We start from the raw sequence: 24,718 nt of genomic DNA, 5'->3' as shown, positions 1-24,718 counted from the left end.
TGCTGTGGAACGAGCGGCAAAAAAAGAGGCGGTCGAACAGCTCAATGGGGTCTTCAAGGCCACGAGCGTCGCGGTCGTTGCTCAATATTCCGGCCTCACCGTTGCCCAGATGCAGAAGCTGCGCATGCAGATGAAGCAGGCTGGCGCCTCGGTGAAGGTCTCGAAGAACCGTCTCGCCAAAATTGCTCTTGAAGGCACTGACGTCGTTGCCATCGGCCCCATGCTGAAGGGACCGACCGTGATCGCCACTTCGAACGATCCGGTAGCGGCGCCAAAGGTCGCCGTCGAATTCGCCAAGGCGAACGAAAAGTTCGTCATCATTGGCGGATCGATGGGAACGACCGTCCTGAATGTCGACGGTGTGAAGGCGCTTGCCTCGCTGCCGTCGCTTGACGAATTGCGTGCCAAGCTCGTCGGCCTCCTCGTGGCCCCGGCGACCAAGCTGGCCCAGCTCGCCAACGCGCCCGCGGGCAAGCTCGCGCGCGTCATCCAGGCTTATGCCTCAAAGGGCGAAGCGGCCTGACGCCCTTCGCAAAACTCAAACCCGAACCAGACTTACATTCAAGGAAACTGAACAATGGCTGACTTGCAGAAGATCGTTGACGACCTCTCGAGCCTCACCGTGCTCGAAGCTGCCGAACTCGCGAAGCTCCTCGAAGAGAAGTGGGGCGTTTCGGCTGCCGCGGCTGTCGCCGTGGCTGGCCCGGCTGGTGGTGGCGCTGCCGCCGCTCCGGCCGAAGAGAAGACCGAGTTCACGGTCGTTCTGGCCGCCGCCGGCGACAAGAAGATCGAGGTCATCAAGGAAGTCCGCGCCATCACCGGCTTGGGCCTGAAGGAAGCAAAGGACCTCGTCGAGGGCGCGCCGAAGCCTGTCAAGGAAGGCGTGAACAAGGACGAAGCCGAGAAGCTCAAGGCCCAGCTCGAGAAGGCTGGCGCGAAGGTCGAGCTCAAGTAAGCAACGCTTACTGGCAAGGTCCCGGGCCGAGCCCGGGGCCTTGGTCCATTCCCTCAAAAGGGTGGGCCGGATGCAAAAGGCGTGCGACGGATCGTCCCGACGCAGGCCGAACACGAAAATGTGTGGGGATTTGAGGGCGTACCCCTCGAATCTCCACTATTGTCGCCCCATATCGGTTCGACAGCACGAAAGCGCGGTGGGCAGGGATGCCGGATTTCCCTGTAAGCCGTTGGGAGAGCAGGCTATTTCGGGCTTTTGCAGTCCGTGAAGACGATCGTTGTGACGGGCGGGCGTGCCTATGCGCCCCGCGCGTCGTTTTGCGTTTTGAAGGTCTGAAGAACAGATTCAGGACATGACGGCCTGAAACTGGATTTTCGGTTCCCCAAAACGGGTTCGAAAAATTCAACCCGGGGAGCGGTGGCAGCCGCGTCCTGGACGGCGCGCCCAGAGCGGGCGACGAAATGAGAGGCCACGATGGCGCAGCAGACATTCACCGGTCGCAAACGTGTTCGCAAGTTCTTCGGACACATCAAGGAAGTCGCCGAGATGCCGAACCTCATCGAGGTTCAGAAGGCGTCCTATGATCAGTTCCTGATGGTCGATGAACCCGCGGGCGGTCGCCTCGACGAGGGCCTGCAGGCCGTGTTCCGCTCGGTGTTCCCGATCTCGGACTTCTCGGGCACCTCGATGCTGGAGTTCGTCCGCTACGAGTTCGAGCAGCCCAAGTATGACGTCGACGAGTGCCGCCAGCGCGGCATGACCTTCGCGGCTCCCCTCAAGGTGACGCTGCGCCTCATCGTGTTCGATATCGACGAGGAAACCGGTGCGAAGTCGGTCAAGGACATCAAGGAGCAGGACGTCTACATGGGCGACATTCCGCTCATGACGATGAACGGCACCTTCATCGTGAACGGCACCGAACGCGTCATCGTCTCGCAGATGCACCGTTCGCCGGGCGTGTTCTTCGACCACGATAAGGGCAAGACCCATTCCTCGGGCAAACTGCTGTTCGCCGCCCGCGTGATCCCGTATCGCGGCTCCTGGCTCGACATCGAGTTCGACGCCAAGGACATCGTCTATGCGCGTATCGACCGTCGCCGCAAGATTCCGGTGACGTCGCTGATGTTCGCCCTCGGCCTCGACGGCGAGGCGATCCTGTCGACGTTCTACAAGAAGATCCTCTACAAGCGGACCAAGGAAGGCTGGCGCGTTCCGTTCGACGCCAACCGTTTCCGCGGTTACTCGACCATCAACGACCTGATCGACGCCGACACCGGCAAGGTGGTGCTCGAGGCCGGCAAGAAGCTCACCGTGCGCGGTGCGCGTCAGATGCAGGAGAAGGGGCTCAAGGCGCTGCGCCTGTCGGATGAGGAGCTCGTCGGCAACTATCTCGCCGAGGACCTCGTCAACCCGAAGACGGGTGAAATCCACGCCGAAGCCGGCGAGGAAATCACCGACAAGTCGATGAAGGCCCTCAACGAGCACGGCTACAAGGAACTGCCGCTGCTTGACATCGACCACGTCAATGTCGGCGCCTACATCCGCAACACGCTCTCGGCCGACAAGAACATGACGCGTGAAGACGCGCTGTTCGACATCTACCGCGTGATGCGCCCGGGCGAGCCGCCGACGCTGGATTCAGCGCAGGCGATGTTCCAGTCGCTGTTCTTCGACGCCGAGCGTTACGACCTCTCCGCGGTCGGCCGCGTCAAGATGAACATGCGCCTCGACCTCGATGCGCCCGACACCCAGCGCACGCTGCGCAAGGAAGACATCCTTTCCGTCATCAAGACGCTGGTGGATCTGCGCGACGGCAAGGGCGAGATCGACGACATCGACCATCTCGGCAACCGCCGTGTGCGCTCGGTCGGCGAGCTCATGGAGAACCAGTACCGCATCGGCCTACTGCGCATGGAGCGCGCGATCAAGGAGCGCATGTCCTCGGTCGACATCGACACGGTTATGCCGCAGGACCTAATCAACGCGAAGCCGGCGGCTGCCGCCGTGCGCGAGTTCTTCGGCTCCTCGCAGCTCTCGCAATTCATGGACCAGACCAACCCGCTGTCGGAGATCACCCACAAGCGCCGCCTGTCGGCACTTGGACCGGGCGGTCTGACCCGCGAGCGCGCCGGCTTCGAGGTGCGCGACGTGCATCCGACGCATTACGGCCGCATCTGCCCGATCGAGACGCCTGAAGGTCCGAACATCGGTCTGATCAATTCGCTCGCGACCTTCGCGCGCGTGAACAAGTATGGCTTCGTCGAGACGCCTTATCGCAAGGTGAAGGACGGCCGCGTCACCGACGAGGTCGTGTACCTCTCGGCGATGGAAGAGGGCCGCTACACGGTCGCGCAGGCCAACGTGCCGCTCGACCCGAAGGGCCGCTTCACCGAAGACCTCGTGGTCTGCCGTCACGCCGGCGAAGTCTTGCCGGTGACGCCGGACAAGGTGGACTACATGGACGTGTCGCCGAAGCAGCTGGTTTCGGTCGCGGCAGCCCTGATCCCGTTCCTCGAGAACGACGACGCCAACCGCGCGCTGATGGGCTCGAACATGCAGCGCCAGGCGGTGCCGCTGGTTCGCGCCGAGGCGCCGTTCGTCGGCACTGGCATGGAAGGCGTGGTCGCGCGTGACTCGGGTGCTGCGATCGCGGCGCGCCGTTCGGGCGTGATCGACCAGATCGACGCGACCCGCGTCGTCATCCGCGCCACCGAAGATCTCGATCCGACCAAGTCGGGCGTCGATATCTACCGGCTGATGAAGTACCAACGCTCGAACCAGTCGACCTGCATCAACCAGCGTCCGCTGGTGAAGGTCGGCGACATCGTCAAGAAGGGCGACATCATCGCCGACGGTCCGTCGACCGATCTCGGCGAGCTCGCGCTCGGCCGCAACGTGCTGGTCGCGTTCATGCCGTGGAACGGCTACAACTTCGAAGACTCGATCCTGCTTTCCGAGCGGATCGTGAAGGAAGACGTCTTCACCTCGATCCACATCGAGGAGTTCGAAGTGATGGCCCGCGACACCAAGCTCGGACCTGAGGAAATCACCCGCGACATTCCGAACGTTTCGGAAGAAGCGCTGAAGAACCTCGACGAAGCCGGTATCGTCTACATCGGTGCGGAAGTGCGCGCCGGCGACATCCTGGTCGGCAAGATCACCCCGAAGGGCGAAAGCCCGATGACGCCGGAAGAAAAGCTTCTGCGCGCCATCTTCGGCGAAAAGGCCTCCGACGTTCGCGACACCTCGCTGCGCGTTCCTCCGGGCGTGCAGGGCACGATCGTGGAAGTCCGCGTGTTCAACCGTCACGGCGTCGACAAGGACGAGCGTGCGCTGGCGATCGAGCGGGAAGAGATCGAACGTCTGGCCAAGGACCGCGACGACGAGCAGGCGATCCTGGACCGCAACGTCTACAACCGTCTTGCTGAGCTCCTTGAGGGACGGCAGGGCATTGCGGGCCCGAAGGGCTTCAAGAAGGACACCAAGATCACCCGCGCGGTGCTCGAAGAGTACCCGAAATCGCAGTGGTGGCTGTTCGCGTCGCCGAACGACAAGCTGATGGCCGAGATCGAGGCCATGCGGAAGCAGTACGACGAGTCGAAGAAGGGGCTCGAGCAGCGCTTCCTCGACAAGGTCGAGAAGCTTCAGCGCGGTGACGAATTGCCGCCCGGCGTGATGAAGATGGTCAAGGTCTTCGTCGCGGTGAAGCGCAAGATCCAGCCCGGCGACAAGATGGCCGGCCGCCACGGCAACAAGGGCGTGGTGTCGAAGATCGTGCCGATCGAGGACATGCCGTTCCTCGAAGACGGTACGCATGCCGACATCGTGCTCAATCCGCTCGGCGTGCCCTCGCGCATGAACGTCGGACAGATCCTCGAGACCCATCTCGGCTGGGCCTGCGCCGGCCTCGGCAAGCGTATCGGCCAGACGGTCGATGCCTACCTGTCGAAGCAGGACATCAAGCCGCTGAAGGAAACCTTGAAGAAGGTCTACGGCGAGGACGAGACGATCAAGACGCTCAACGACAACGAGCTGCTTGAACTCGGCCATAACCTCAGCCGCGGCGTGCCGATCGCGACGCCGGTGTTCGATGGTGCCAAGGAAGCCGACATCGAGGAGATGCTGAAGCTTGCGGGTCTCGACGCTTCGGGTCAGTCGACCGTCTATGACGGCCGCACCGGCGATGCCTTCGATCGCAAGGTGACGGTGGGCTACATCTACATGCTCAAGCTGCACCATCTCGTCGACGACAAAATCCATGCGCGTTCGATCGGTCCGTACTCGCTCGTCACCCAGCAGCCGCTGGGCGGCAAGGCGCAGTTCGGCGGCCAGCGTTTCGGCGAAATGGAGGTGTGGGCGCTCGAAGCTTACGGCGCAGCCTACACGCTCCAGGAAATGCTGACCGTGAAGTCGGACGACGTCGCCGGCCGTACCAAGGTGTACGAGGCGATCGTGCGTGGCGACGACACCTTCGAGGCCGGTATCCCGGAATCCTTCAACGTGCTGGTCAAGGAGATGCGCTCGCTCGGCCTCAACGTCGACCTGCACAATTCCAAGGTGGGCCCGGCGCCAACGTCGGAAGCGGCCGAGTAATTCGACCTTTCATGCCCGGCCTTCGCGGCCGGGCATTGGCGCCCCTCCCGATGCCTTGAGGGCAGGGCGCCCCGCTTGAGTGATTTTCGAATTTGCGGCCGGAGGCGACCGGCACGCGAGGAGAAGACGATGAACCAAGAAATTATGAATCTCTTTAACCCGACGACGCCGGCTCAGGTCTTCGACCAGATCCGCATCTCGATCGCGTCCCCGGAGAAGATTCTGTCCTGGTCCTACGGCGAGATCAAGAAGCCGGAGACCATCAACTACCGTACCTTCAAGCCCGAGCGCGACGGCCTGTTCTGCGCCCGAATCTTCGGGCCGATCAAGGACTACGAGTGCTTGTGCGGCAAGTACAAGCGCATGAAGTACAAGGGCATCATCTGCGAGAAGTGCTCGGTCGAGGTCACGCTGTCGCGCGTCCGGCGCGAGCGCATGGGCCATATCGAGCTCGCGGCTCCGGTTGCTCACATCTGGTTCCTGAAGTCGCTGCCGTCGCGCATCGGCCTGCTGCTCGACATGACGCTGAAGGATCTCGAGCGGATCCTCTACTTCGAATATTACGTCGTGCTCGAGCCCGGTCTCACCGCGCTGAAGGACCGTCAGCTGCTGTCGGAAGACGAGTATCTGAAGGCGCAGGACGAGTACGGTCAGGATTCCTTCACTGCCATGATCGGCGCCGAGGCGATCCGCGAGCTGCTCAAGGGCATGGACCTCGAGAAGCTCGAGCTGACCTTGCGCGCGGAGATGCAGGAGACCGACTCCGACATCAAGCACAAGAAGCTCGCCAAGCGTCTCAAGATCGTCGAGGCCTTCCGTCACTCCGGCAACAAGCCGGAATGGATGATCCTGACCGTCGTTCCGGTGATCCCGCCGGACCTGCGTCCGCTGGTGCCGCTGGACGGCGGCCGCTTCGCGACCTCCGACCTCAACGACCTCTACCGCCGCGTCATCAACCGCAACAACCGCTTGAAGCGGCTGATGGAGCTGCGCGCGCCCGACATCATCATCCGCAACGAGAAGCGCATGCTTCAGGAAGCGGTCGATGCGCTGTTCGACAACGGCCGCCGTGGCCGTGTCATCACGGGTGCCAACAAGCGCCCGCTGAAGTCGCTCGCCGACATGCTGAAGGGCAAGCAGGGCCGTTTCCGTCAGAACCTGCTCGGCAAGCGCGTCGACTATTCGGGCCGTTCGGTGATCGTGGTCGGTCCCGAGCTGCGCCTGCATCAGTGCGGCCTGCCGAAGAAGATGGCGCTCGAGCTGTTCAAGCCGTTCATCTATTCGCGGCTTGACGCCAAGGGCCTGTCCACCACCGTAAAGCAGGCGAAGAAGCTGGTCGAGAAGGAGCGGCCCGAGGTCTGGGACATCCTGGACGAGGTGATCCGCGAGCATCCGGTGCTGCTCAATCGCGCACCGACGCTGCATCGCCTGGGCATCCAGGCGTTCGAGCCGGTGCTGATCGAGGGCAAGGCGATCCAGCTTCACCCGCTGGTCTGCTCGGCGTTCAACGCCGACTTCGACGGCGACCAGATGGCCGTGCACGTTCCGCTGTCGCTCGAAGCGCAGCTGGAAGCGCGCGTGCTGATGATGTCGACCAACAACATCCTGCATCCCGCGAACGGCCAGCCGATCATCGTGCCGTCGCAGGACATCGTGCTCGGTCTCTACTACGTCTCGATCATGCGCGAAGGCCTGCCCGGCGAGGGCAAGCTGTTCGGCGACATGGCCGAGCTCGAGCACGCCCTGCATGCGAAGGTCATCCACCTCCACACCAAGATCAAGTACCGGTGGGAAGGCATGGACGAGACCGGCAAGATCTCGAAGCGCTGGATCGAGACCACCGCCGGCCGCGTCATGCTCGGCAATCTGCTGCCGCGCAATCCGCGGATCTCGTACGAGATCATCAACAAGCTGATGACCAAGCGCGAGATCTCGGGCGTCATCGACCAGGTCTACCGTCACTGCGGCCAGAAGGAGACCGTGATCTTCTGCGACCGCATCATGGCGCTTGGCTTCTACAATGCGTTCAAGGCCGGCATCTCGTTCGGCAAGGACGACATGGTCGTGCCGCACAGCAAGTGGAAGATCGTCGACACCACCCGTACGCTGGCGAAGGATTTCGAGCAGCAGTACAATGACGGTCTGATCACCCACGGCGAGAAGTACAACAAGGTCGTCGACGCCTGGTCGAAGGCCACCGAAGAAATCGCCAAGGCGATGATGAAGGAGATCTCCTCCACCAAGAAGACGGCGAGTGGAGCCGATGCCGACATCAACTCGATCTACATGATGGCTCACTCCGGTGCCCGCGGTTCGCCGGCCCAGATGCGCCAGCTCGCCGGCATGCGCGGCCTGATGGCCAAGCCGTCGGGTGAGATCATCGAGACGCCGATCATCTCGAACTTCAAGGAAGGCCTCTCGGTGCTCGAGTACTTCAACTCGACCCACGGCGCCCGCAAGGGCCTCGCGGACACCGCGTTGAAGACCGCGAACTCGGGCTACCTGACCCGTCGTCTGGTCGACGTCGCGCAGGACTGCATCATCACGCAGTCCGACTGCGGCACCAAGCTCGGCATCAAGATGCGCGCCATCGTCGATGCCGGCACCGTGGTCGCTTCGCTCGGCTCGCGCATCCTCGGACGCACGGCCTGCGAAGACATCCGTGACAGCTCCGGCAAGGTGATCATCAAGCGCGATACGCTGATGGAAGAGAGCCATCTGGACGCCATCCAGCAGGGTGGTGTGCAGGAGGTGAAGATCCGCTCGGCACTGACCTGCGAGCTCGTCAACGGCATCTGCGGCAAGTGCTACGGCCGCGACCTCGCCCGCGGTACGCCGGTCAACCACGGTGAAGCCGTCGGCGTCATCGCGGCGCAGTCGATCGGCGAGCCGGGCACCCAGCTCACCATGCGCACCTTCCACATCGGTGGTGCGGCGCAGCTCAACGAGCAGTCCTTCGTCGAAGCCAATTTCGACGGCAAGATCGTGATCCGGAACAAGGCCATCGCCCGCAACAGCGAAGGTCACCTGGTCGCAATGGTGCGCAATATGGTGGTGGCGATCGTCGATGCCGATGGCACCGAGCGTGCGACGCACCGTATCCAGTACGGCGCGCGCCTGCACGTCGACGAGGGCGACACGGTCAAACGTGGCCAGCGCATCGTCGAGTGGGATCCCTACACTCGTCCGCTGCTCACCGAGGTCGAAGGAACCATCGGCTTCGAGGATCTGGTCGAAGGGCAGTCGATCTCGGAAACGCTGGACGAGGCCACCGGTATCGCCAAGCGCGTGGTCATCGACTGGCGCTCGACCCGCGGCGGCGCGGATCTGCGTCCGGCCATCGTGGTCAAGGGCAAGGACGGCAAGGTGCTCAAGCTCGCCCGCGGCGGCGATGCCCGCTACATGCTGTCGGTCGATGGCATTCTGTCGGTCGACGTCGGTGCCAAGGTCAATCCGGGTGACATCCTCGCCCGTGTCTCGACCGAAAGCGCCAAGACGCGTGACATCACCGGCGGTCTGCCGCGGGTGGCGGAACTGTTCGAGGCACGGCGTCCGAAGGATGCGGCGATCATCGCCGAAATCGCGGGCACCATCCGGTTCGGACGCGACTACAAGAACAAGCGTCGCATCTCGATCGAGCCGATGGACAAGACCGACGAGGCACGCGAGTACCTGATCCCGAAGGGCAAGCATATCCACCTTCAGGACGGCGACGTCGTCGAAAAGGGCGACTTCATCGTGGAAGGCAACCCGGCGCCGCACGACATCCTTGCGGTCAAGGGCATCGAGGAGCTCGCGGCTTATCTGGTCAACGAGATCCAGGAGGTCTACCGGCTCCAGGGCGTGCTCATCAACGACAAGCACATCGAGGTGATTGTCCGTCAGATGCTCCAGAAGGTGGAAGTCACCGACCAGGGCGACACGGACATGATCTCCGGCGAGCAGGTCGACAAGATCGAGTTCGACGCGCTGAACGAGAAGGCCAAGGAAGAGGGCAAGAAGATCGCCACGGGAACGCCGGTTCTACTCGGCATCACCAAGGCGAGCCTCCAGACCCGCTCCTTCTTCTCGGCGGCCTCGTTCCAGGAGACCACCCGCGTCCTCACGGAAGCGGCGGTCAATGGCAAGGTCGATCCGCTCGAAGGCCTCAAGGAGAACGTCATCGTCGGCCGGCTGATCCCGGCGGGCACCGGCGCCTCCATGGCCAAGATCCGCGAAGTCGCAGTGAAGCGCGACAAGATGATTCTCGACGAGCGCGAGAAGCAGGCGGCCGTCGTGTCGCCCGCGCCGGAAGCGGAGCTTCCTGCGCTGCCGCCCGCGGAATGATGGTTCATCCGTAGGAATACCGAGGACAACGAAAGGGCCGGCGAAAGCCGGCCTTTTTGCTGCTTTGTTTGCCTGTTGCGGTGCGGAATCAAACCTTTGTTCATCTTTCCTTCAGTCAGAAAAGCGCTTCTGCTAGGGGAGCTTAGACCGGTGGTCCCGTGACGGGGGCAGGGCCGGAGACCACGGAACTTACATGCTTGATCTCGCAATCGTAGGCGGCGGCCCCGGCGGGCTGATGAGCGCCTGGTACCTGAAGCGTAAGCTTGGCGACCTCTGCCGCATCACTATTTATGAAGCCTCCGATCGGCTCGGCGGCAAGATCGTCACGCGCAAATTCGATTCCGCGCCGGCGATGTACGAGGCCGGCGTCGCCGAGATCTACGACTACTCGATGACGGGTCCCGATCCGCTGCGCGAGCTGATCCAGCATTTCGGCCTGCAGACGATTCCGATGGACGCCGAGCAAGTGCAGTTCGGCGGCGAGCTGCTCGATGACGTCGCCGGCATGCGCCGTAAATACGGCGCCAAGACAGCGGTTGCGATCGAGGCGTTCCGCGCGCGCTGCGCCGAGGCGATGACGCCGATCGAATATTACGAGGGCGTCGGCGCGCACGACAACGAGAACCCCTGGGCCTACAAGACCGCCGAGCAGGTGCTCGACGAGGAGGTCGAGGACGCGACCGCAAAGCGGTTCTTCAAGGTGATGGCGCGCTCCGATATCGCGACCGAGAGCCACAACACCAACGGCCTCAACGCCCTCAAGAACTATCTGATGGATGTCGACGGCTATATCGGCCTCTACTCCATCCAGAACGGCAACGAGCAGCTGATCGACTGCCTGCAGTCGGAGGTCAACGCCGACATCCAGCTCAATCACCGCGTGCTCACCGTCGGCAAGGCGTCGACCGGCCGCTACCAGCTCAAGATGATGAACGGCAAGGGTCCGGAGACTCGCGACTTCGATCTCGTGCTGGTCTGCCTGCCGCATTCCTGGCTCGCCACCCTCGGCTGGGAAGGCGAGCAGCTGCGCAAGTCGATGGTCAAGCACGTCTCCTATTTTGACCGTCCCGCGCACTATCTGCGCGTCTCGATCCTGTTCGACTCCCCGTTCTGGGGTGACAAGATTTCCGGCGCCTGGTTCATGTCGGAATCGTTCGGTGGCTGCTGCGTCTACAACGAGGGCGCGCGCCACGACGTTGGCAAGCACGGCGTCCTGAACTGGCTCATTCCCGGCTCCGATGCGCTGGCGTTCGCCAATTTGTCGGACCAGGAGCTGATCGACGCCGCGCTGAAATCGCTGCCGGCCTCGCTCGGCGATGCGCGAGCGCACTTCATGGAAGGCAAGATCCACCGCTGGCTGTCGTCGGTGAACGCGATACCGGGTGGTCTGCCCGTGCGCGACGTCATGACCAATCATCGGCCCGAGCCGAAGGAACATCCCGGGATCGTCGTGGTCGGCGATTATCTGTTCGACTCCACGCTGAACGGCCTGCTCGACTCATCGGACGCGGCGACCGACATCATCCTGACCGAGATGATGCGGCTGCGCCGCGAGCACGCCCAGGACGTCAAGCCAGTCTCGGACAAGATCGACCGCGACTATTTCGAGAACTATCGCGGCGTCGGCCCCTATAGCGAAGTGTGGCGGCAGTTCACCGATCCCGATTACCTTGCAAAGCTGATCGGCATCGTCTGGGGGAAGGCGAAGGGCGCAAAACTCCTGGTCGCGGGCTCCGCCAGCGGCGAGCTGGTCGGCGCGCTGCGCGAGCGTGGCATCGATGCCTGGGGCATCGAGAACAACCGCGCCATTCACGCCAAGACGCCGAAGGCGCTGAAGAAGTACAACAAGCTGGGATCGATCCTGGACATGCCGTTCAAGGATGGCTCATTCGACTACGTGTTCGAGACCAGCCTCTGCCACGTAGCCCCGAAGCAGGTGGTCCGTGCGATCCGAGAGTTGAACCGCGTGGTCAAGACCGGCCTCGTGTTCGGCTCGATCACCTCGGACATGGCCTCAGTCGTGATCGACCGCTACGACCTGCTGCGCGGGGTCAAGAAGCTCGGCACCTGGTGGGAATGGTCCGAACTGTTCTTCGGCAATGGCTTCGATCTGTCGATGCACCGTAATGACTGCACCGACGCGCTCTGGGCGGCGACGCTCGCCGCCAACAAGGGGCCGGGGCAGTGGTATGCCGACGCCGACTCCTTGCGTTATTCCTTCTTCGACAAGGTCGATCACGAAGACGACGACGACTAGCATCACAGGGCGGATGAATTCGGCAATTGTTTTGCCGAATTGATCCTGATCGCATAGAATCGACGGAAGTAGCGGCGTTCCGCTATGTCCCTGCTTTCTCTGCGGTCATGCCGGCCGTCAGCATCGGTTGGTTTCATGACGTCCAAGCCTCTCTCTCCCGACAAACAGAAGCTCGCCGCACAAGAGGCGGCCGAGCTCGAGGACAAGCTCGCCGCGGGTCACGAGCCCGAGCTGGAAGACGACGAGGACGACGAAGACGAGGACGACGACGAGCTTGAGCTCGACGACGATGAAGACGAGGACCTCGTCGTCTTTACCGCCCGCGAAGCCGCCGGCGCACTCGCGACCATCCTGGGCTTCGTCAAGCCGTTCCTGTCCAACTACAAGCGCATCCTGGGCTATGTGGCGTTCGGCGTTACGGTCGAGACCCTGTTCAACGTCATCATGCCGCTCAGTCTGAAGTTCCTGATCGACGACGCGCTCGGCGAGGAGGATTTCCAGGCGCTGTACAAGATCCTCGGCGTGCTCGCGGCCGCCGGCATCTTCACTTCGATCGTCGCGGTCTGGTACGAGCGCTGGGACGCGCGGCTGGCCGCCTGCATCATCTCCGACGTCCGCAAGCGCCTGTTCGAGCATGTCCAGGATCTGCCGACGGCCTATTTCGGCCGCACCAAGCGCGGCGAGATCCTGTCGCGTTTCTCGGTCGATCTCTCGGCCTTCGAAGGCTCGGTCAAGACCTTTGTCAACAGCGCAGCACTTCCGTTCCTGGAGTTGTTCGCCGGCATCATCCTGATGTTTTTTCTGAACTGGCAGCTCGCGCTGGTTGCGCTGCTGGTGTTTCCGATCACGCTGATCGGCCCGCGCATCCTGACGCCGAAAGCGGTGCAGGCGAACTACGAGCAGAAGCTCAACGAAAGCGCGCTGCTCGGCATGGTGCAGGAGAACGTCGCGGCGCAGGCCGTGATCAAGGCGTTCAGCCTGCAACGCAGGATGTTCGGCTTCTTCAATTTCCGCAACGACGAGACCCGCAACAGGATCGCGGCCGCCGGGTTCCTGTCGACGATGGTGGAGCGGACGGTCACCATTTCGGTGCTGTTGTTGCACCTCGTCGTGCTCGCGATCGGCGCTTATCTCGCAACCAAGGGCCAGATCACCATCGGCACCTTCGTCACCTTCGAGAGCGCGTTCTGGGAGGTCTCCTACAACATCGCCCACGTGATGCATTTCATTCCGGTGTCGATCTCCTCGGCCGCCGCGATCCGCCACATCCAGGAGTTGCTGGACGAGCCCACGCGCGGCGCCGATCGGCCCGGCGCGCCCGATCTGCCGCGCATCACCCATGACATCACCTTCGACCACGTGACGTTCCAGTACGAGGGCAGCCAGACGCCGGTGCTGGACAATCTCAGCCTCAAGCTCAATGCGGGAAAGCGCATCGCCATCGTCGGCCCTTCCGGCTCCGGCAAGAGCACGCTGCTCAATCTGATCCTGCGGCTCTACGTGCCGAACGAGGGCCGCGTCACGATCGACGGTGTCGACGTCCGCAAGGTGACGCTGGATTCGCTGCGCAGGAGCATGGCGGTGGTGTTCCAGGAGAACATGCTGTTCAACATGTCGATCCGAGAGAACATCCGGCTCGGCAAGGAAGGCGCGACCGACGAGGAGGTCGAGGACGCCGCCAAGAAGGCCGAGATCCACCGCTACATCATGAGCCTGCCGCAGCGCTACGACACCCCGGTCGGCGAGCGTGGCGACACGCTCTCGGGCGGCCAGCGCCAGCGCATCGCGATCGCACGCGCCATCATCCGCAATCCCTCCGTGCTGCTGCTCGACGAAGCCACCTCGGCGCTCGACCAGACCACGGAGGCCGCGATCAACCGCACGTTGCTGAAGGTCGCCAAGGGCCGCACGATGATCTGGTCGACCCACCGCCTGACCTCGGTGGTCGAGATGGACGAGATCATCGTGATTTCAGGGGGCAGGGCGATCGAGCGCGGCTCGCATGCCGAGCTGCTCGCCAAGAACGGCACCTACCGCAAGCTGTGGAACGACCAGATCCACCAGCCGCACGGCGCGGCCGCTCAGGCCGACGATGACAGCGAAGATGACGACGACGAGGATGAGGACGACCTCGACGAGGATGATGAGGACGAGGACGACGAGGAGGAGTGACCGAGGAAATTCGGCTCCAGATGGAACGCCCCTCCCAGTCGCCGCAATAAGCCCTGGCTCGACCACGCCAGGAAGCGCGCCCAGCGCTGCGCGGTCCAGTAGGGGCTCGTCGCAATCGAGACCGAGCGGAAGTCGAAGGCTTTCGCCGCCGACCATTCATCGCAGGCCCGCTTGACCGGGTCGGTGTAGAAGGCGGCGATCTTGTTCGCATCCATCCCATCGGATGCCAGCCATTGCGGGATGTGGACGTTGCAGAGCCGCTCGACGTCGGTGAACACTTTGTCGCAACCGGTACCGGCGACGGGGCAGGAGGTGGCGAAGGCATCGCCCGCCAGCACCACGCCGGCCTGATGGCTGGCATCGTTCACATAGAGATCGACCGGGCGGATCTTCAGCTCGCCGGGAATGTCGAAGGCGCCGGTGATGCGCTTGAGCCGCGGCAGGGCGGCGTCCAGCGTCGCGGCCGGCGCGCGGCGCAGCTCGCGCAGCCAGGGATCGTCAAAGCAGCGGTACACGAACAGATTGGCGCGCATCCGCGTGCCGATCGGAAACAGCGAGATGTAAGGGATGCGGTCGCTCGGCCGCTCCGAGAAATAGGTCATTGCCGGGAAGTCGAACGAATTCCGTCCGGCCGGCACCACGTCGAACCCGATCGAGATCGAATGGCAGGCGCTGATGATGTTTCGTGTGATGCCGAGCTGGTGGCGCAGGCCGACATTCAGGCCGTTGGCGAGCACAACCAGGCGGGCCGAGATCGTCTCGTCGTTGGCGAGCGCGATTCTCGAGCGCTCCGGGCTGGTCTCGACCGACACTGCCTTGGTCCAGATTCGCTCGACGGTTTCGGGAATCTCGTCACGGATCGCGTTGACCAGGGAATCGTAAAGGATGTTGAACTGCTGGCTCGGCGCCTTGTCGAGCAGATGCCCGAACCGCGCGATCCAGTTCTCACCGGAGAAAGTCGCGCGGCGCAGCACTGATTCTGCGATTCCAGTCCGCTGGAATCGATCGACCTGTCCGTGACCGCTGAGTTTTTCGACGCGAAAATCGGCCGGATAGGTCTCATGCGGGTCGATCAGCACCGCCGAAATGCCGGCACGCCCGAGCATCGCGGCGACGGTCGAGCCGGCAAGTCCCCCGCCAATGATGGCAATGTCGGTGTACCGCATGGCGCTTGTCTCTGCCGAAGAGGGCAGATTGACGCATCAACAGGAAAAAAAGCCTTAGCATTGGTTATAAAAGTACATTTCTTCCGGGTATAATGTGCCCGCGAGGCTGGCGGAACCGGTCGTTCGATCCCATATCGGGGAGGCGCGGGGAGAGAGGGCGAAGAGGCTTTTTCTTCAAGCGCGATAAGCGCTTTCTGACAGTCATTTCACCTTGACTTGACCGATTCCCACTTATAGAAAGCGCCTCACTTGACGACAGGCGGTGAGCATCGCCAACGTCGGAACGGGCCACCCGTTGACCTCAGGGGATTTGATCCCCAAGGGTCGTTAAAGACGGGCACCAACCTCGACGAATGCCGCTCAAACGCTGTCGATAATAGCTAGGCAATGCCAGTGCGATTTTAGGCCTCTGGAGCACGTTCTCCTGAGGCCGAATTCGGATGCATGACCTCAGTGCGCGGGCCGCGGCTTTATGCTGTTCGGCCTAAATACTGCGGTCCTCTGTGGCGTCGAAGCGCTTTCCACTCAGTGATGAGCGGTTGGCGCGATTTCGCTTTGTGCGGATTGTTCCGTGCGAGGCGGCCCTGTCGGGCGGGTAGCTCGAAAGAATTTGCGGTCCCGGCAACGGGCCGCGGCTAGACAGCGGGCCCGCAAGGGGCTGCGATAACAAAGGGTAAGGCCAGGATGCCGACGATCAACCAGCTGATCGCTCAACCGCGTGAAGTGCAGAAGTCGCGCAAGAAGGTGCCGGCGCTGCAGCAGTCGCCGCAGAAGCGTGGTGTTTGCACCCGCGTCTATACCACGACCCCGAAGAAGCCGAACTCGGCGCTTCGTAAGGTTGCCAAGGTGCGCCTGACCAACGGCTTCGAGGTGATCGGCTACATCCCCGGTGAAGGCCATAACCTCCAGGAGCACTCAGTGGTCATGATCCGCGGCGGCCGCGTCAAGGACTTGCCCGGCGTGCGCTACCACATCCTCCGCGGCGTTCTGGATACCCAGGGCGTCAAGAACCGTAAGCAGCGTCGTTCGAAGTACGGCGCCAAGCGTCCGAAGTAAGCGGGAACCAGCTCAATGTCTCGTCGCCACTCAGCGGAAAAGCGCGAAGTTCTTCCCGATCCGAAGTTCGGGAACATCATCGTCACGAAGTTCATGAACTCGGTGATGTACGCCGGCAAGAAGTCGGTCGCCGAAGGCATCGTCTACGGTGCGTTCGGTCTCATCGAGGCCAAGACCAAGCAGAGCCCGCTCGGCGTGTTCGAGCAGGCGCTCGAGAACGTCATGCCGACGATCGAGGTTCGCTCCCGCCGCGTCGGCGGTGCGACCTACCAGGTTCCGGTTGAAGTTCGCTCGGTGCGCCGGCAGGCGCTGGGCATTCGCTGGCTGATCTCGGCTGCGCGCGAGCGCAACGAGAAGACGATGACCGAGCGGCTCTCGGCTGAGCTGCTGGACGCATCGAACAACCGTGGCAACGCCGTCAAGAAGCGTGAAGACGTGCACCGGATGGCGGAAGCCAACCGCGCCTTCTCGCATTATCGCTGGTAACGGCGAAACACGGAATCTAAGGAACAGCCCATGCCTCGCGTTCATGCCATAGAGAATTACCGCAACTTCGGTATCATGGCGCATATCGATGCCGGCAAGACCACGACGACCGAGCGCATCCTCTATTATACCGGCAAGAGCCACAAGATCGGCGAAGTGCACGAAGGTGCCGCGACGATGGACTGGATGGAGCAGGAGCAGGAGCGTGGCATCACGATCACCTCGGCTGCGACCACCGCGTTCTGGGCCGGCAAGCGCCTGAACATCATCGACACTCCCGGCCACGTCGACTTCACCATTGAAGTCGAACGTTCGCTGCGCGTGCTCGACGGCGCTGTCTGCGTGCTCGACTCGAACCAGGGCGTTGAGCCCCAGACCGAGACCGTCTGGCGTCAAGGCGACAAGTACAAGGTTCCGCGCATTGTCTTCGCCAACAAGATGGACAAGACCGGCGCCGACTTCTTCAAGTGCCTGGCCGACATCGTTGACCGCCTCGGCGCCAAGCCGATCGCGATCCAGCTCCCGATCGGTGCCGAGAACAACTTCAAGGGTCTCGTCGACCTCGTGAAGATGCAGGGCATCATCTGGAATGATGAATCGCTCGGCGCGAAGTTCGACTATGTCGACATTCCGGAAGACATGGTCGATCAGGCCAAGGAATACCGCGAGAAGATGGTGGAAGCCGCCGTCGAGCTCGACGACGATGCGCTTGCTGCTTTCCTCGATGGCAACGAGCCGGACGAAGCGACGCTGAAGCGGCTGATCCGCAAGGCGGTGCTGACCGGCGCGTTCTACCCCGTGCTGTGCGGTTCGGCCTTCAAGAACAAGGGCGTGCAGCCGCTGCTCGACGCCGTCGTCGACTACCTGCCGTCGCCGATCGACGTGCCCGCGATCAAGGGCACCGACGATCGCGGCAACGAGGTCGTGCGCAAGGCCGACGACAAGGAGCCGCTCGCGCTGCTCGCGTTCAAGATCATGGACGACCCGTTCGTCGGCACCATCACCTTCTGCCGCATCTATTCCGGCGTTCTGCAGAGCGGCACCGGCGTCGTGAACTCGACGCGCGAGAAGAAGGAGCGCATCGGGCGCATGCTGTTGATGCATGCGAACAACCGCGAAGACATCAAGGAAGCCTATGCCGGCGACATCGTCGCGCTGGCCGGCCTGAAGGAAGCGCGCACCGGTGACACGCTGTGCGATCCCGACAAGCAGGTGATCCTGGAAAAGATGGAATTCCCCGAGCCGGTCATCGAGATCGCGATCGAGCCGAAGTCCAAGGCCGACCAGGAAAAGCTGGGCGTCGCGCTGGCGAAGCTTGCTGCGGAGGATCCGTCCTTCCGCGTGTCGACCGACCAGGAGTCCGGCCAGACCATCCTCAAGGGCATGGGCGAGCTCCATCTCGACATCAAGGTCGACATTCTTCGTCGCACCTACAAGGTCGATGCGAACATCGGCGCGCCGCAGGTGGCGTTCCGTGAGCGCGTCACCAAGAAGGCCGAGGTCAAGTACACCCACAAGAAGCAGACCGGCGGTACCGGTCAGTTCGCGGAAGTGTCGATCGTGGTCGAGCCGAACGAGCCCGGCAAGGGCTACGAGTTCGAGTCCAAGATCGTCGGCGGTGCGGTTCCGAAGGAATACATCCCCGGCGTCGAAAAGGGTCTCAACAGCGTGATGAGCTCTGGCGTGGTCGCGGGCTTCCCCGTGGTCGACGTCAAGGTTCAGCTCGTCGACGGCAAGTATCACGACGTCGACTCGTCGGCGCTCGCCTTCGAAATCGCATCGCGCGCGGCTTTCCGCGAAGCGCTGCAGAAGGGCAAGTCAGTCCTGCTCGAGCCGATCATGAAGGTCGAAGTGGTGACCCCGGAAGACTACACCGGCTCGGTCATCGGCGACCTGAATTCCCGGCGCGGTCAGATCCAGGGGCAGGACATGCGCGGCAACGCCAACGTCATCAACGCGATGGTGCCGCTCATGAACATGTTCGGTTACGTGAATAACCTGCGCTCGATGAGCCAGGGTCGCGCGACCTTCACTATGCAGTTCGACCACTACGCAGAAGCGCCGGCTAACGTGTCGGCAGAAGTCCAGAAGAAGTTTGCCTGATTGTCGTCGGTCTCGAACTGACGATTGAACGGAGAGTCAAATGGCCAAAGCAAAGTTTGAACGTAACAAGCCGCACTGCAACATCGGTACCATCGGTCACGTCGACCATGGCAAGACGTCGTTGACGGCTGCGATCACCAAGATCCTCGCCGAGACCGGCGGTGCGACGTTCACGGCGTACGATCAGATCGACAAGGCGCCGGAAGAGAAGGCGCGCGGCATCACCATCTCGACCGCGCATGTCGAGTATGAGACCAAGAACCGCCACTACGCCCACGTCGACTGTCCCGGCCACGCCGACTACGTGAAGAACATGATCACCGGCGCCGCCCAGATGGACGGTGCGATCCTGGTCGTGTCGGCCGCTGACGGCCCGATGCCGCAGACCCGCGAGCACATCCTGCTCGCCCGCCAGGTCGGCGTGCCCGCGCTCGTCGTGTTCCTCAACAAGTGCGACATGGTCGACGATCCGGAACTGCTCGAGCTCGTCGAGCTCGAAGTCCGCGAGCTGCTCTCGAAGTACGACTTCCCGGGCGACAAGATTCCGATCATCAAGGGTTCGGCGCTCGCCGCTCTCGAAGATTCCGACAAGAAGCTCGGCCACGACGCCATCCTCGAGCTGATGCAGAATGTCGACGAGTACATCCCGCAGCCAGAACGTCCGATCGACCAGCCGTTCCTGATGCCGGTTGAAGACGTGTTCTCGATCTCGGGCCGCGGCACCGTCGTGACCGGCCGTGTCGAGCGCGGCATCGTCAAGGTCGGCGAGGAAATCGAGATCGTCGGTCTCCGTGCCACCCAGAAGACCACCGTCACCGGCGTCGAAATGTTCCGCAAGCTGCTCGATCAGGGCCAGGCCGGCGACAACATCGGTGCGCTGCTCCGCGGTACCAAGCGTGAAGACGTCGAGCGCGGCCAGGTGCTGTGCAAGCCGGGTTCCGTCAAGCCGCACACCAAGTTCAAGGCTGAGGCTTACATCCTCACCAAGGAAGAGGGCGGTCGCCACACCCCGTTCTTCACCAACTACCGTCCGCAGTTCTACTTCCGCACCACCGACGTGACCGGTGTCGTGCATCTGCCGGAAGGTACCGAGATGGTGATGCCGGGCGACAACATCGCGATGGAAGTGCACCTGATCGTGCCGATCGCGATGGAAGAGAAGCTCCGCTTCGCGATCCGCGAAGGTGGCCGCACCGTCGGCGCCGGCGTCGTCGCTTCGATCATCGAGTAATTACGAGAATAGGGATCGGCGAGTAGCGAATGTGACATTCGCTATTCGCTATTCGCCACCCAACGAAGAGAGACCACGGCAATGAACGGCCAAAACATTCGTATCCGTCTCAAGGCGTTCGACCATCGTATCCTCGATACGTCGACCCGCGAGATCGTGAACACGGCGAAGCGCACCGGTGCGCAGGTCCGCGGACCCATTCCGCTGCCCACCCGCATCGAGAAGTTCACCGTCAACCGTTCGCCGCACGTGGACAAGAAGAGCCGCGAGCAGTTCGAGATGCGCACTCACAAGCGCCTGCTCGACATCGTCGATCCGACCCCGCAGACCGTCGATGCTTTGATGAAGCTCGACCTGGCCGCCGGTGTCGACGTCGAGATCAAGCTCTAAGATTTTTGGATCACGTTCGCACCTCGCGGACAGAAAGAACAGGAAGCACGCCGATGCGCTCCGGAGTGATCGCACAAAAGGTCGGGATGACGCGGGTCTTTACAGAGGCCGGCGAACATATCCCCGTGACCGTGCTGAAGCTCGGCAATTGCCAGGTCGTAGGCCACCGCACTGAAGAGAAGAACGGTTACGTCGCGCTCCAGCTTGGTTCTGGCAGCCGCAAGACCGTGTACATGCCCAAGGCAGAGCGCGGCCAGTTCGCGGTCGCCAAGGTCGAGCCGAAGCGGCAGGTCGAGGAATTCCGCGTTTCCGCGGATGCCATGATCCCCGTCGGCGCCGAGATCCTCGCCGACCACTTCGTCGTCGGCCAGTTCGTCGACGTCACCGGCACCTCGGTCGGTAAGGGCTTTGCCGGCGGTATGAAGCGCTGGAACTTCGGCGGTCTGCGCGCCACGCACGGTGTGTCGGTTTCGCACCGTTCGATCGGTTCGACCGGTGGTCGTCAGGACCCCGGCAAGACGTGGAAGAACAAGAAGATGCCCGGCCACATGGGTGTCGACCGCATTACCACGCTCAACCTCCGCGTCGTTCAGCTCGATGTCGAGCGTGGCCTGATCCTCGTCGAAGGTGCCGTTCCCGGCTCCAAAGGCGGCTGGATCCGCGTGCGCGACGCCGTCAAGAAGCCGTTGCCGAAGGAAGCTCCGAAGCCCGGCAAGTTCAAGGTTGCGGGCGGCGAAGCCGAGGCTGCGGCCCAGCAAGAGGGTGCGTGAGATGGAATTGAAGGTCACCACCCTCGAGGGCAAGGAAGCCGGCTCGGTCCAGCTTTCCGACGCCATTTTCGGCCTTGAGCCGCGCCAGGACATCATTGCGCGTTGCGTGCAGTGGCAGCTCAACAAGCGCCAGGCCGGCACTCACAAGGCCAAGGGCCGCGCCGAGATCTGGCGCACCGGCAAGAAGATGTACAAGCAGAAGGGCACCGGCGGTGCTCGTCACGGCTCGGCCCGCGTGCCGCAGTTCCGCGGCGGCGGTCGCGCCTTCGGTCCGGTCGTGCGTTCGCACGCCACCGACCTGCCGAAAAAGGTCCGTGCGCTCGCTCTCAAGCATGCGCTCTCGGCCAAGGCCAAGGACGGCGATCTGCTCGTGATCGACAAGGCCGCGCTGGAAGCCGCCAAGACCAAGGCGCTGCTCGGTCACTTCTCGGGCCTCGGCTTGACCAACGCGCTGATCATCGACGGCGCCGAGCTCAACAACGGCTTTGCCGCTGCGGCCCGCAACATCCCGAATATGGACGTGCTGCCGATTCAGGGCATCAACGTCTACGACATCCTGCGCCGTCAGAAGCTCGTTCTGACCAAGGCCGCCATCGATGCGCTGGAGGCGCGCTTCAAATGACGAAGAACATCGAGGCTCGCCATTACGACGTGATCGTCGCTCCGGTCGTCACCGAAAAGGCGACGCTGGCGTCCGAGCACAACAAGGTCCTGTTCAAGGTGGCCGCCAAGGCGACCAAGCCGCAGATCAAGGAAGCGATCGAGAAGCTGTTTGACGTCAAGGTCAAGAGCGTCAACACGCTGGTCCGCAAGGGCAAGACCAAGATCTTCCGCGGCAATCTCGGCTCGCAGTCGAACACCAAGCGCGCGATCGTGACCCTCGAAGAGGGCCACCGGATCGACGTCACCACCGGTCTGTAAGGTCGTACGACGATGGCACTGAAGACATTCAATCCCACGACGCCGGGCCAGCGCCAGCTGGTCATGGTCGATCGTTCGGCGCTCTACAAGGGCAAGCCGGTCAAGGCGCTCACCGAAGGCAAGCACTCTTCGGGCGGCCGCAATAGCACCGGTCGCATCACTGTTCGCTTCCGCGGTGGTGGTCACAAGAGGACGCTGCGCACCGTCGACTTCAAGCGTGAGAAGATCGATGTTCCCGCGACCGTCGAGCGGTTGGAATACGATCCGAACCGCACCGGCTTCATCGCCCTGATCAAGTATCAGGACGGCGAGCAGGCCTACATCCTGGCGCCGCAGCGCCTGGCCGTGGGTGACACCATCGTCGCCGGCAACTATGTCGACGTGAAGCCGGGCAACGTCATGCCGCTCGGCAACATGCCGGTCGGCACGATCATCCACAACATCGAGGTCAAGATCGGGAAAGGCGGCCAGCTCGCCCGCTCCGCCGGCACCTACGCCCAGCTCGTCGGTCGCGACCAGGATTACGTCATCATCCGCCTGAACTCGGGCGAGCAGCGCCTGGTGCACGGCCGTTGCCGCGGCACGATCGGCGCGGTGTCGAACCCCGATCACATGAACACCTCGATCGGCAAGGCCGGCCGCAATCGCTGGTTGGGTCGTAAGCCGCACAACCGCGGCGTCTCGATGAACCCGATCGACCATCCGCACGGCGGTGGTGAAGGTCGTACCTCGGGCGGTCGCCACCCGGTCACTCCGTGGGGCAAGCCGACCAAGGGCAAGAAGACCCGTACCAACAAGTCGACCAACAAATTCATTCTCCTAAGCCGCCACAAGCGGAAGAAGTAAGGAACGCCGGACATGGTTCGTTCAGTCTGGAAAGGCCCGTTCGTCGAGGGTTCTCTGCTCAAGAAGGCAGATGCCGCGCGCGCGTCCGGCCGTCACGACGTCATCAAGATCTGGAGCCGTCGCTCGACGATCCTGCCGCAGTTCGTCGGCCTGACCTTCGGCGTTTACAACGGTCAGAAGCACGTGCCGGTGGCCGTCAACGAGGAAATGGTCGGTCACAAGTTCGGCGAGTTCTCGCCGACCCGGACCTTCCATGGCCACTCCGGGGACAAGAAAGCCAAGAAGGCTTGAGGATTAAACGATGAGCAAACCTAAGCGCGAACGGAGCCTCGCCGAGAACGAGGCCAAGGCGGTCGCCCGGATGCTGCGGGTGAGCCCGCAGAAGCTCAACCTGGTCGCCCAGCTCATTCGCGGCCGGAAGGCTTCCGCTGCGCTCGCCGACCTGCAGTTTTCGCGCAAGCGGATCGCGGTTGACGTGAAGAAGTGCCTGGAATCGGCTATCGCCAATGCCGAGAACAACCACGACCTCGACGTTGACGATCTCGTCGTGTCGCAGGCCTTCGTCGGCAACGGCCTCGTGATGAAGCGCTTTGCCGCTCGCGGCCGCGGCCGCTCGGGCCGTGTCTACAAACCATTTTCGCAGCTGACGATCATTGTTCGTCAGGTCGAAGCCGAAGCAGCAGCGGCTTAAGGGTCGCAGGAGAAAACGATGGGTCAAAAGATCAATCCGATCGGTCTGCGTCTCGGCATCAACCGGACCTGGGATTCCCGCTGGTTCGCCGGCAAGCAGGAATACGGCAAGCTGCTGCACGAAGACGTCAAGATCCGCGAGATCCTGCACAAGGAACTCAAGCAGGCGGCCGTCGCCCGCATCGTGATCGAGCGTCCGCACAAGAAGTGCCGCGTCACCATCCACTCGGCTCGTCCGGGCGTGGTGATCGGCAAGAAGGGCGCCGACATCGACAAGCTTCGCAAGAAGGTCGCGGACATCACCTCGTCCGACGTCGTCATCAACATCGTCGAGATCCGCAAGCCGGAGCTCGATGCGACGCTGGTGGCCGAGTCGATCGCGCAGCAGCTCGAGCGCCGCGTGGCATTCCGCCGCGCCATGAAGCGCGCCGTTCAGTCGGCGATGCGTCTCGGCGCGGAAGGCATCCGCATCAACTGCTCGGGTCGTCTGGGCGGTGCGGAAATCGCGCGCATGGAGTGGTACCGCGAAGGTCGCGTGCCGCTGCACACGCTGCGCGCCGACATCGACTACGGCGTTGCGACCGCGTTCACGACCTTCGGCACCTGCGGCGTCAAGGTCTGGATCTTCAAGGGCGAGATCCTCGAGCACGATCCGATGGCCCAGGACAAGAGAATGGCCGAAGGCGAGACCGGTGGCGGTGGCGATCGTGGCGGCCGTCAGCGCCGTGACGCGGCCTGAGCCAGCACAGAGAATTT

Annotated in this window: 19 protein-coding genes; 18 read left to right on the top strand and 1 reads right to left on the bottom strand. The window is 62.7% G+C overall.

The annotated features are described in order from the left end of the window. Positions 1-4: 4 nt before the first annotated feature. From rplJ to ACP2YP_RS24420, 6 genes are all read left to right on the top strand, one after another. Positions 5-523: a 50S ribosomal protein L10 gene (rplJ, locus tag ACP2YP_RS24445; protein ID WP_426418857.1), complete on the top strand. Its 519-nt coding sequence runs from the start codon at positions 5-7 to the stop codon at positions 521-523. Between the two features lie 54 nt (positions 524-577). Next, positions 578-955, top strand: a complete 378-nt coding sequence (gene rplL, locus ACP2YP_RS24440) for a 50S ribosomal protein L7/L12 (protein WP_007602994.1) — start codon at positions 578-580, stop codon at positions 953-955. Positions 956-1,429: 474 nt separating this feature from the next. After that, a complete protein-coding gene (gene rpoB, locus ACP2YP_RS24435) occupies positions 1,430-5,548 on the top strand; it encodes a DNA-directed RNA polymerase subunit beta (RefSeq protein ID WP_027535283.1) in 4,119 nt (1,372 codons plus the stop codon). 129 nt (positions 5,549-5,677) lie between these two features. Beyond that, positions 5,678-9,874, top strand: a complete 4,197-nt coding sequence (gene rpoC / locus ACP2YP_RS24430; RefSeq protein ID WP_426418856.1) for a DNA-directed RNA polymerase subunit beta' — start codon at positions 5,678-5,680, stop codon at positions 9,872-9,874. Positions 9,875-10,067: 193 nt separating this feature from the next. Next, positions 10,068-12,131 carry an FAD-dependent oxidoreductase gene (locus ACP2YP_RS24425; RefSeq protein ID WP_426418855.1) on the top strand — a complete coding sequence of 688 codons (2,064 nt, stop codon included), beginning with the start codon at positions 10,068-10,070 and terminating at the stop codon, positions 12,129-12,131. 135 nt (positions 12,132-12,266) lie between these two features. After that, entirely contained in the window at positions 12,267-14,303 is a 2,037-nt protein-coding gene (locus tag ACP2YP_RS24420) for an ABC transporter ATP-binding protein (RefSeq protein ID WP_426418854.1), read from the top strand. Here the strand turns inward: ACP2YP_RS24420 and ACP2YP_RS24415 are convergent. Next, positions 14,213-15,469, bottom strand: a complete 1,257-nt coding sequence (locus ACP2YP_RS24415) for an FAD-dependent oxidoreductase (protein WP_426418853.1) — start codon at positions 15,467-15,469, stop codon at positions 14,213-14,215. The two genes, ACP2YP_RS24420 and ACP2YP_RS24415, sit on opposite strands and share 91 nt — an antisense overlap. A gap of 684 nt (positions 15,470-16,153) precedes the next feature. Here ACP2YP_RS24415 and rpsL point away from each other — a divergent pair. The 12 genes from rpsL to rpsC all read left to right on the top strand — a co-directional run bounded on the left by rpsL (position 16,154) and on the right by rpsC (position 24,701). Continuing rightward, on the top strand, positions 16,154-16,525 hold the full coding sequence (gene rpsL / locus ACP2YP_RS24410) for a 30S ribosomal protein S12 (protein ID WP_007603006.1): 372 nt from the start codon (positions 16,154-16,156) through the stop codon (positions 16,523-16,525). A gap of 15 nt (positions 16,526-16,540) precedes the next feature. Continuing rightward, the gene (gene rpsG / locus ACP2YP_RS24405) at positions 16,541-17,011 is read left to right on the top strand and encodes a 30S ribosomal protein S7 (RefSeq protein WP_041748231.1); all 471 of its coding nucleotides are present in this window, start codon (positions 16,541-16,543) and stop codon (positions 17,009-17,011) included. 30 nt (positions 17,012-17,041) lie between these two features. Then, complete coding sequence (gene fusA, locus ACP2YP_RS24400) at positions 17,042-19,114, top strand: elongation factor G (RefSeq protein ID WP_426418852.1); 2,073 nt, start codon at positions 17,042-17,044, stop codon at positions 19,112-19,114. 40 nt (positions 19,115-19,154) lie between these two features. Next, complete coding sequence (gene tuf, locus ACP2YP_RS24395; RefSeq protein ID WP_195803894.1) at positions 19,155-20,345, top strand: elongation factor Tu; 1,191 nt, start codon at positions 19,155-19,157, stop codon at positions 20,343-20,345. A gap of 81 nt (positions 20,346-20,426) precedes the next feature. Next, positions 20,427-20,735: a 30S ribosomal protein S10 gene (gene rpsJ / locus ACP2YP_RS24390; protein WP_002712302.1), complete on the top strand. Its 309-nt coding sequence runs from the start codon at positions 20,427-20,429 to the stop codon at positions 20,733-20,735. A 53-nt stretch (positions 20,736-20,788) separates the two neighbouring features. Then, positions 20,789-21,505, top strand: a complete 717-nt coding sequence (gene rplC, locus ACP2YP_RS24385) for a 50S ribosomal protein L3 (RefSeq protein ID WP_128951221.1) — start codon at positions 20,789-20,791, stop codon at positions 21,503-21,505. A 1-nt stretch (position 21,506) separates the two neighbouring features. After that, on the top strand, positions 21,507-22,127 hold the full coding sequence (gene rplD, locus ACP2YP_RS24380) for a 50S ribosomal protein L4 (RefSeq protein ID WP_011088150.1): 621 nt from the start codon (positions 21,507-21,509) through the stop codon (positions 22,125-22,127). Then, positions 22,124-22,426 carry a 50S ribosomal protein L23 gene (locus ACP2YP_RS24375; RefSeq protein ID WP_195803897.1) on the top strand — a complete coding sequence of 101 codons (303 nt, stop codon included), beginning with the start codon at positions 22,124-22,126 and terminating at the stop codon, positions 22,424-22,426. The genes rplD and ACP2YP_RS24375 overlap by 4 nt, the downstream gene beginning before the upstream one ends. A 12-nt stretch (positions 22,427-22,438) precedes the next feature. Further along, the gene (gene rplB / locus ACP2YP_RS24370; RefSeq protein WP_200473583.1) at positions 22,439-23,272 is read left to right on the top strand and encodes a 50S ribosomal protein L2; all 834 of its coding nucleotides are present in this window, start codon (positions 22,439-22,441) and stop codon (positions 23,270-23,272) included. 12 nt (positions 23,273-23,284) lie between these two features. Then, positions 23,285-23,563, top strand: coding sequence for a 30S ribosomal protein S19 (gene rpsS / locus ACP2YP_RS24365; RefSeq protein ID WP_008136357.1), 279 nt, complete (start codon positions 23,285-23,287; stop codon positions 23,561-23,563). Positions 23,564-23,573: 10 nt separating this feature from the next. Next, on the top strand, positions 23,574-23,963 hold the full coding sequence (gene rplV, locus ACP2YP_RS24360; protein ID WP_426418851.1) for a 50S ribosomal protein L22: 390 nt from the start codon (positions 23,574-23,576) through the stop codon (positions 23,961-23,963). Between the two features lie 18 nt (positions 23,964-23,981). Then, positions 23,982-24,701: a 30S ribosomal protein S3 gene (rpsC, locus tag ACP2YP_RS24355; RefSeq protein ID WP_027535295.1), complete on the top strand. Its 720-nt coding sequence runs from the start codon at positions 23,982-23,984 to the stop codon at positions 24,699-24,701. Positions 24,702-24,718 lie beyond the last annotated feature (17 nt).

This window comes from Bradyrhizobium genosp. A, from assembly GCF_049949275.1.
Taxonomy (GTDB): domain Bacteria; phylum Pseudomonadota; class Alphaproteobacteria; order Rhizobiales; family Xanthobacteraceae; genus Bradyrhizobium.
The sequence above is the reverse complement of the archived record's forward strand: the minus strand, read 5'-3'. Positions and strand labels throughout refer to the sequence as shown.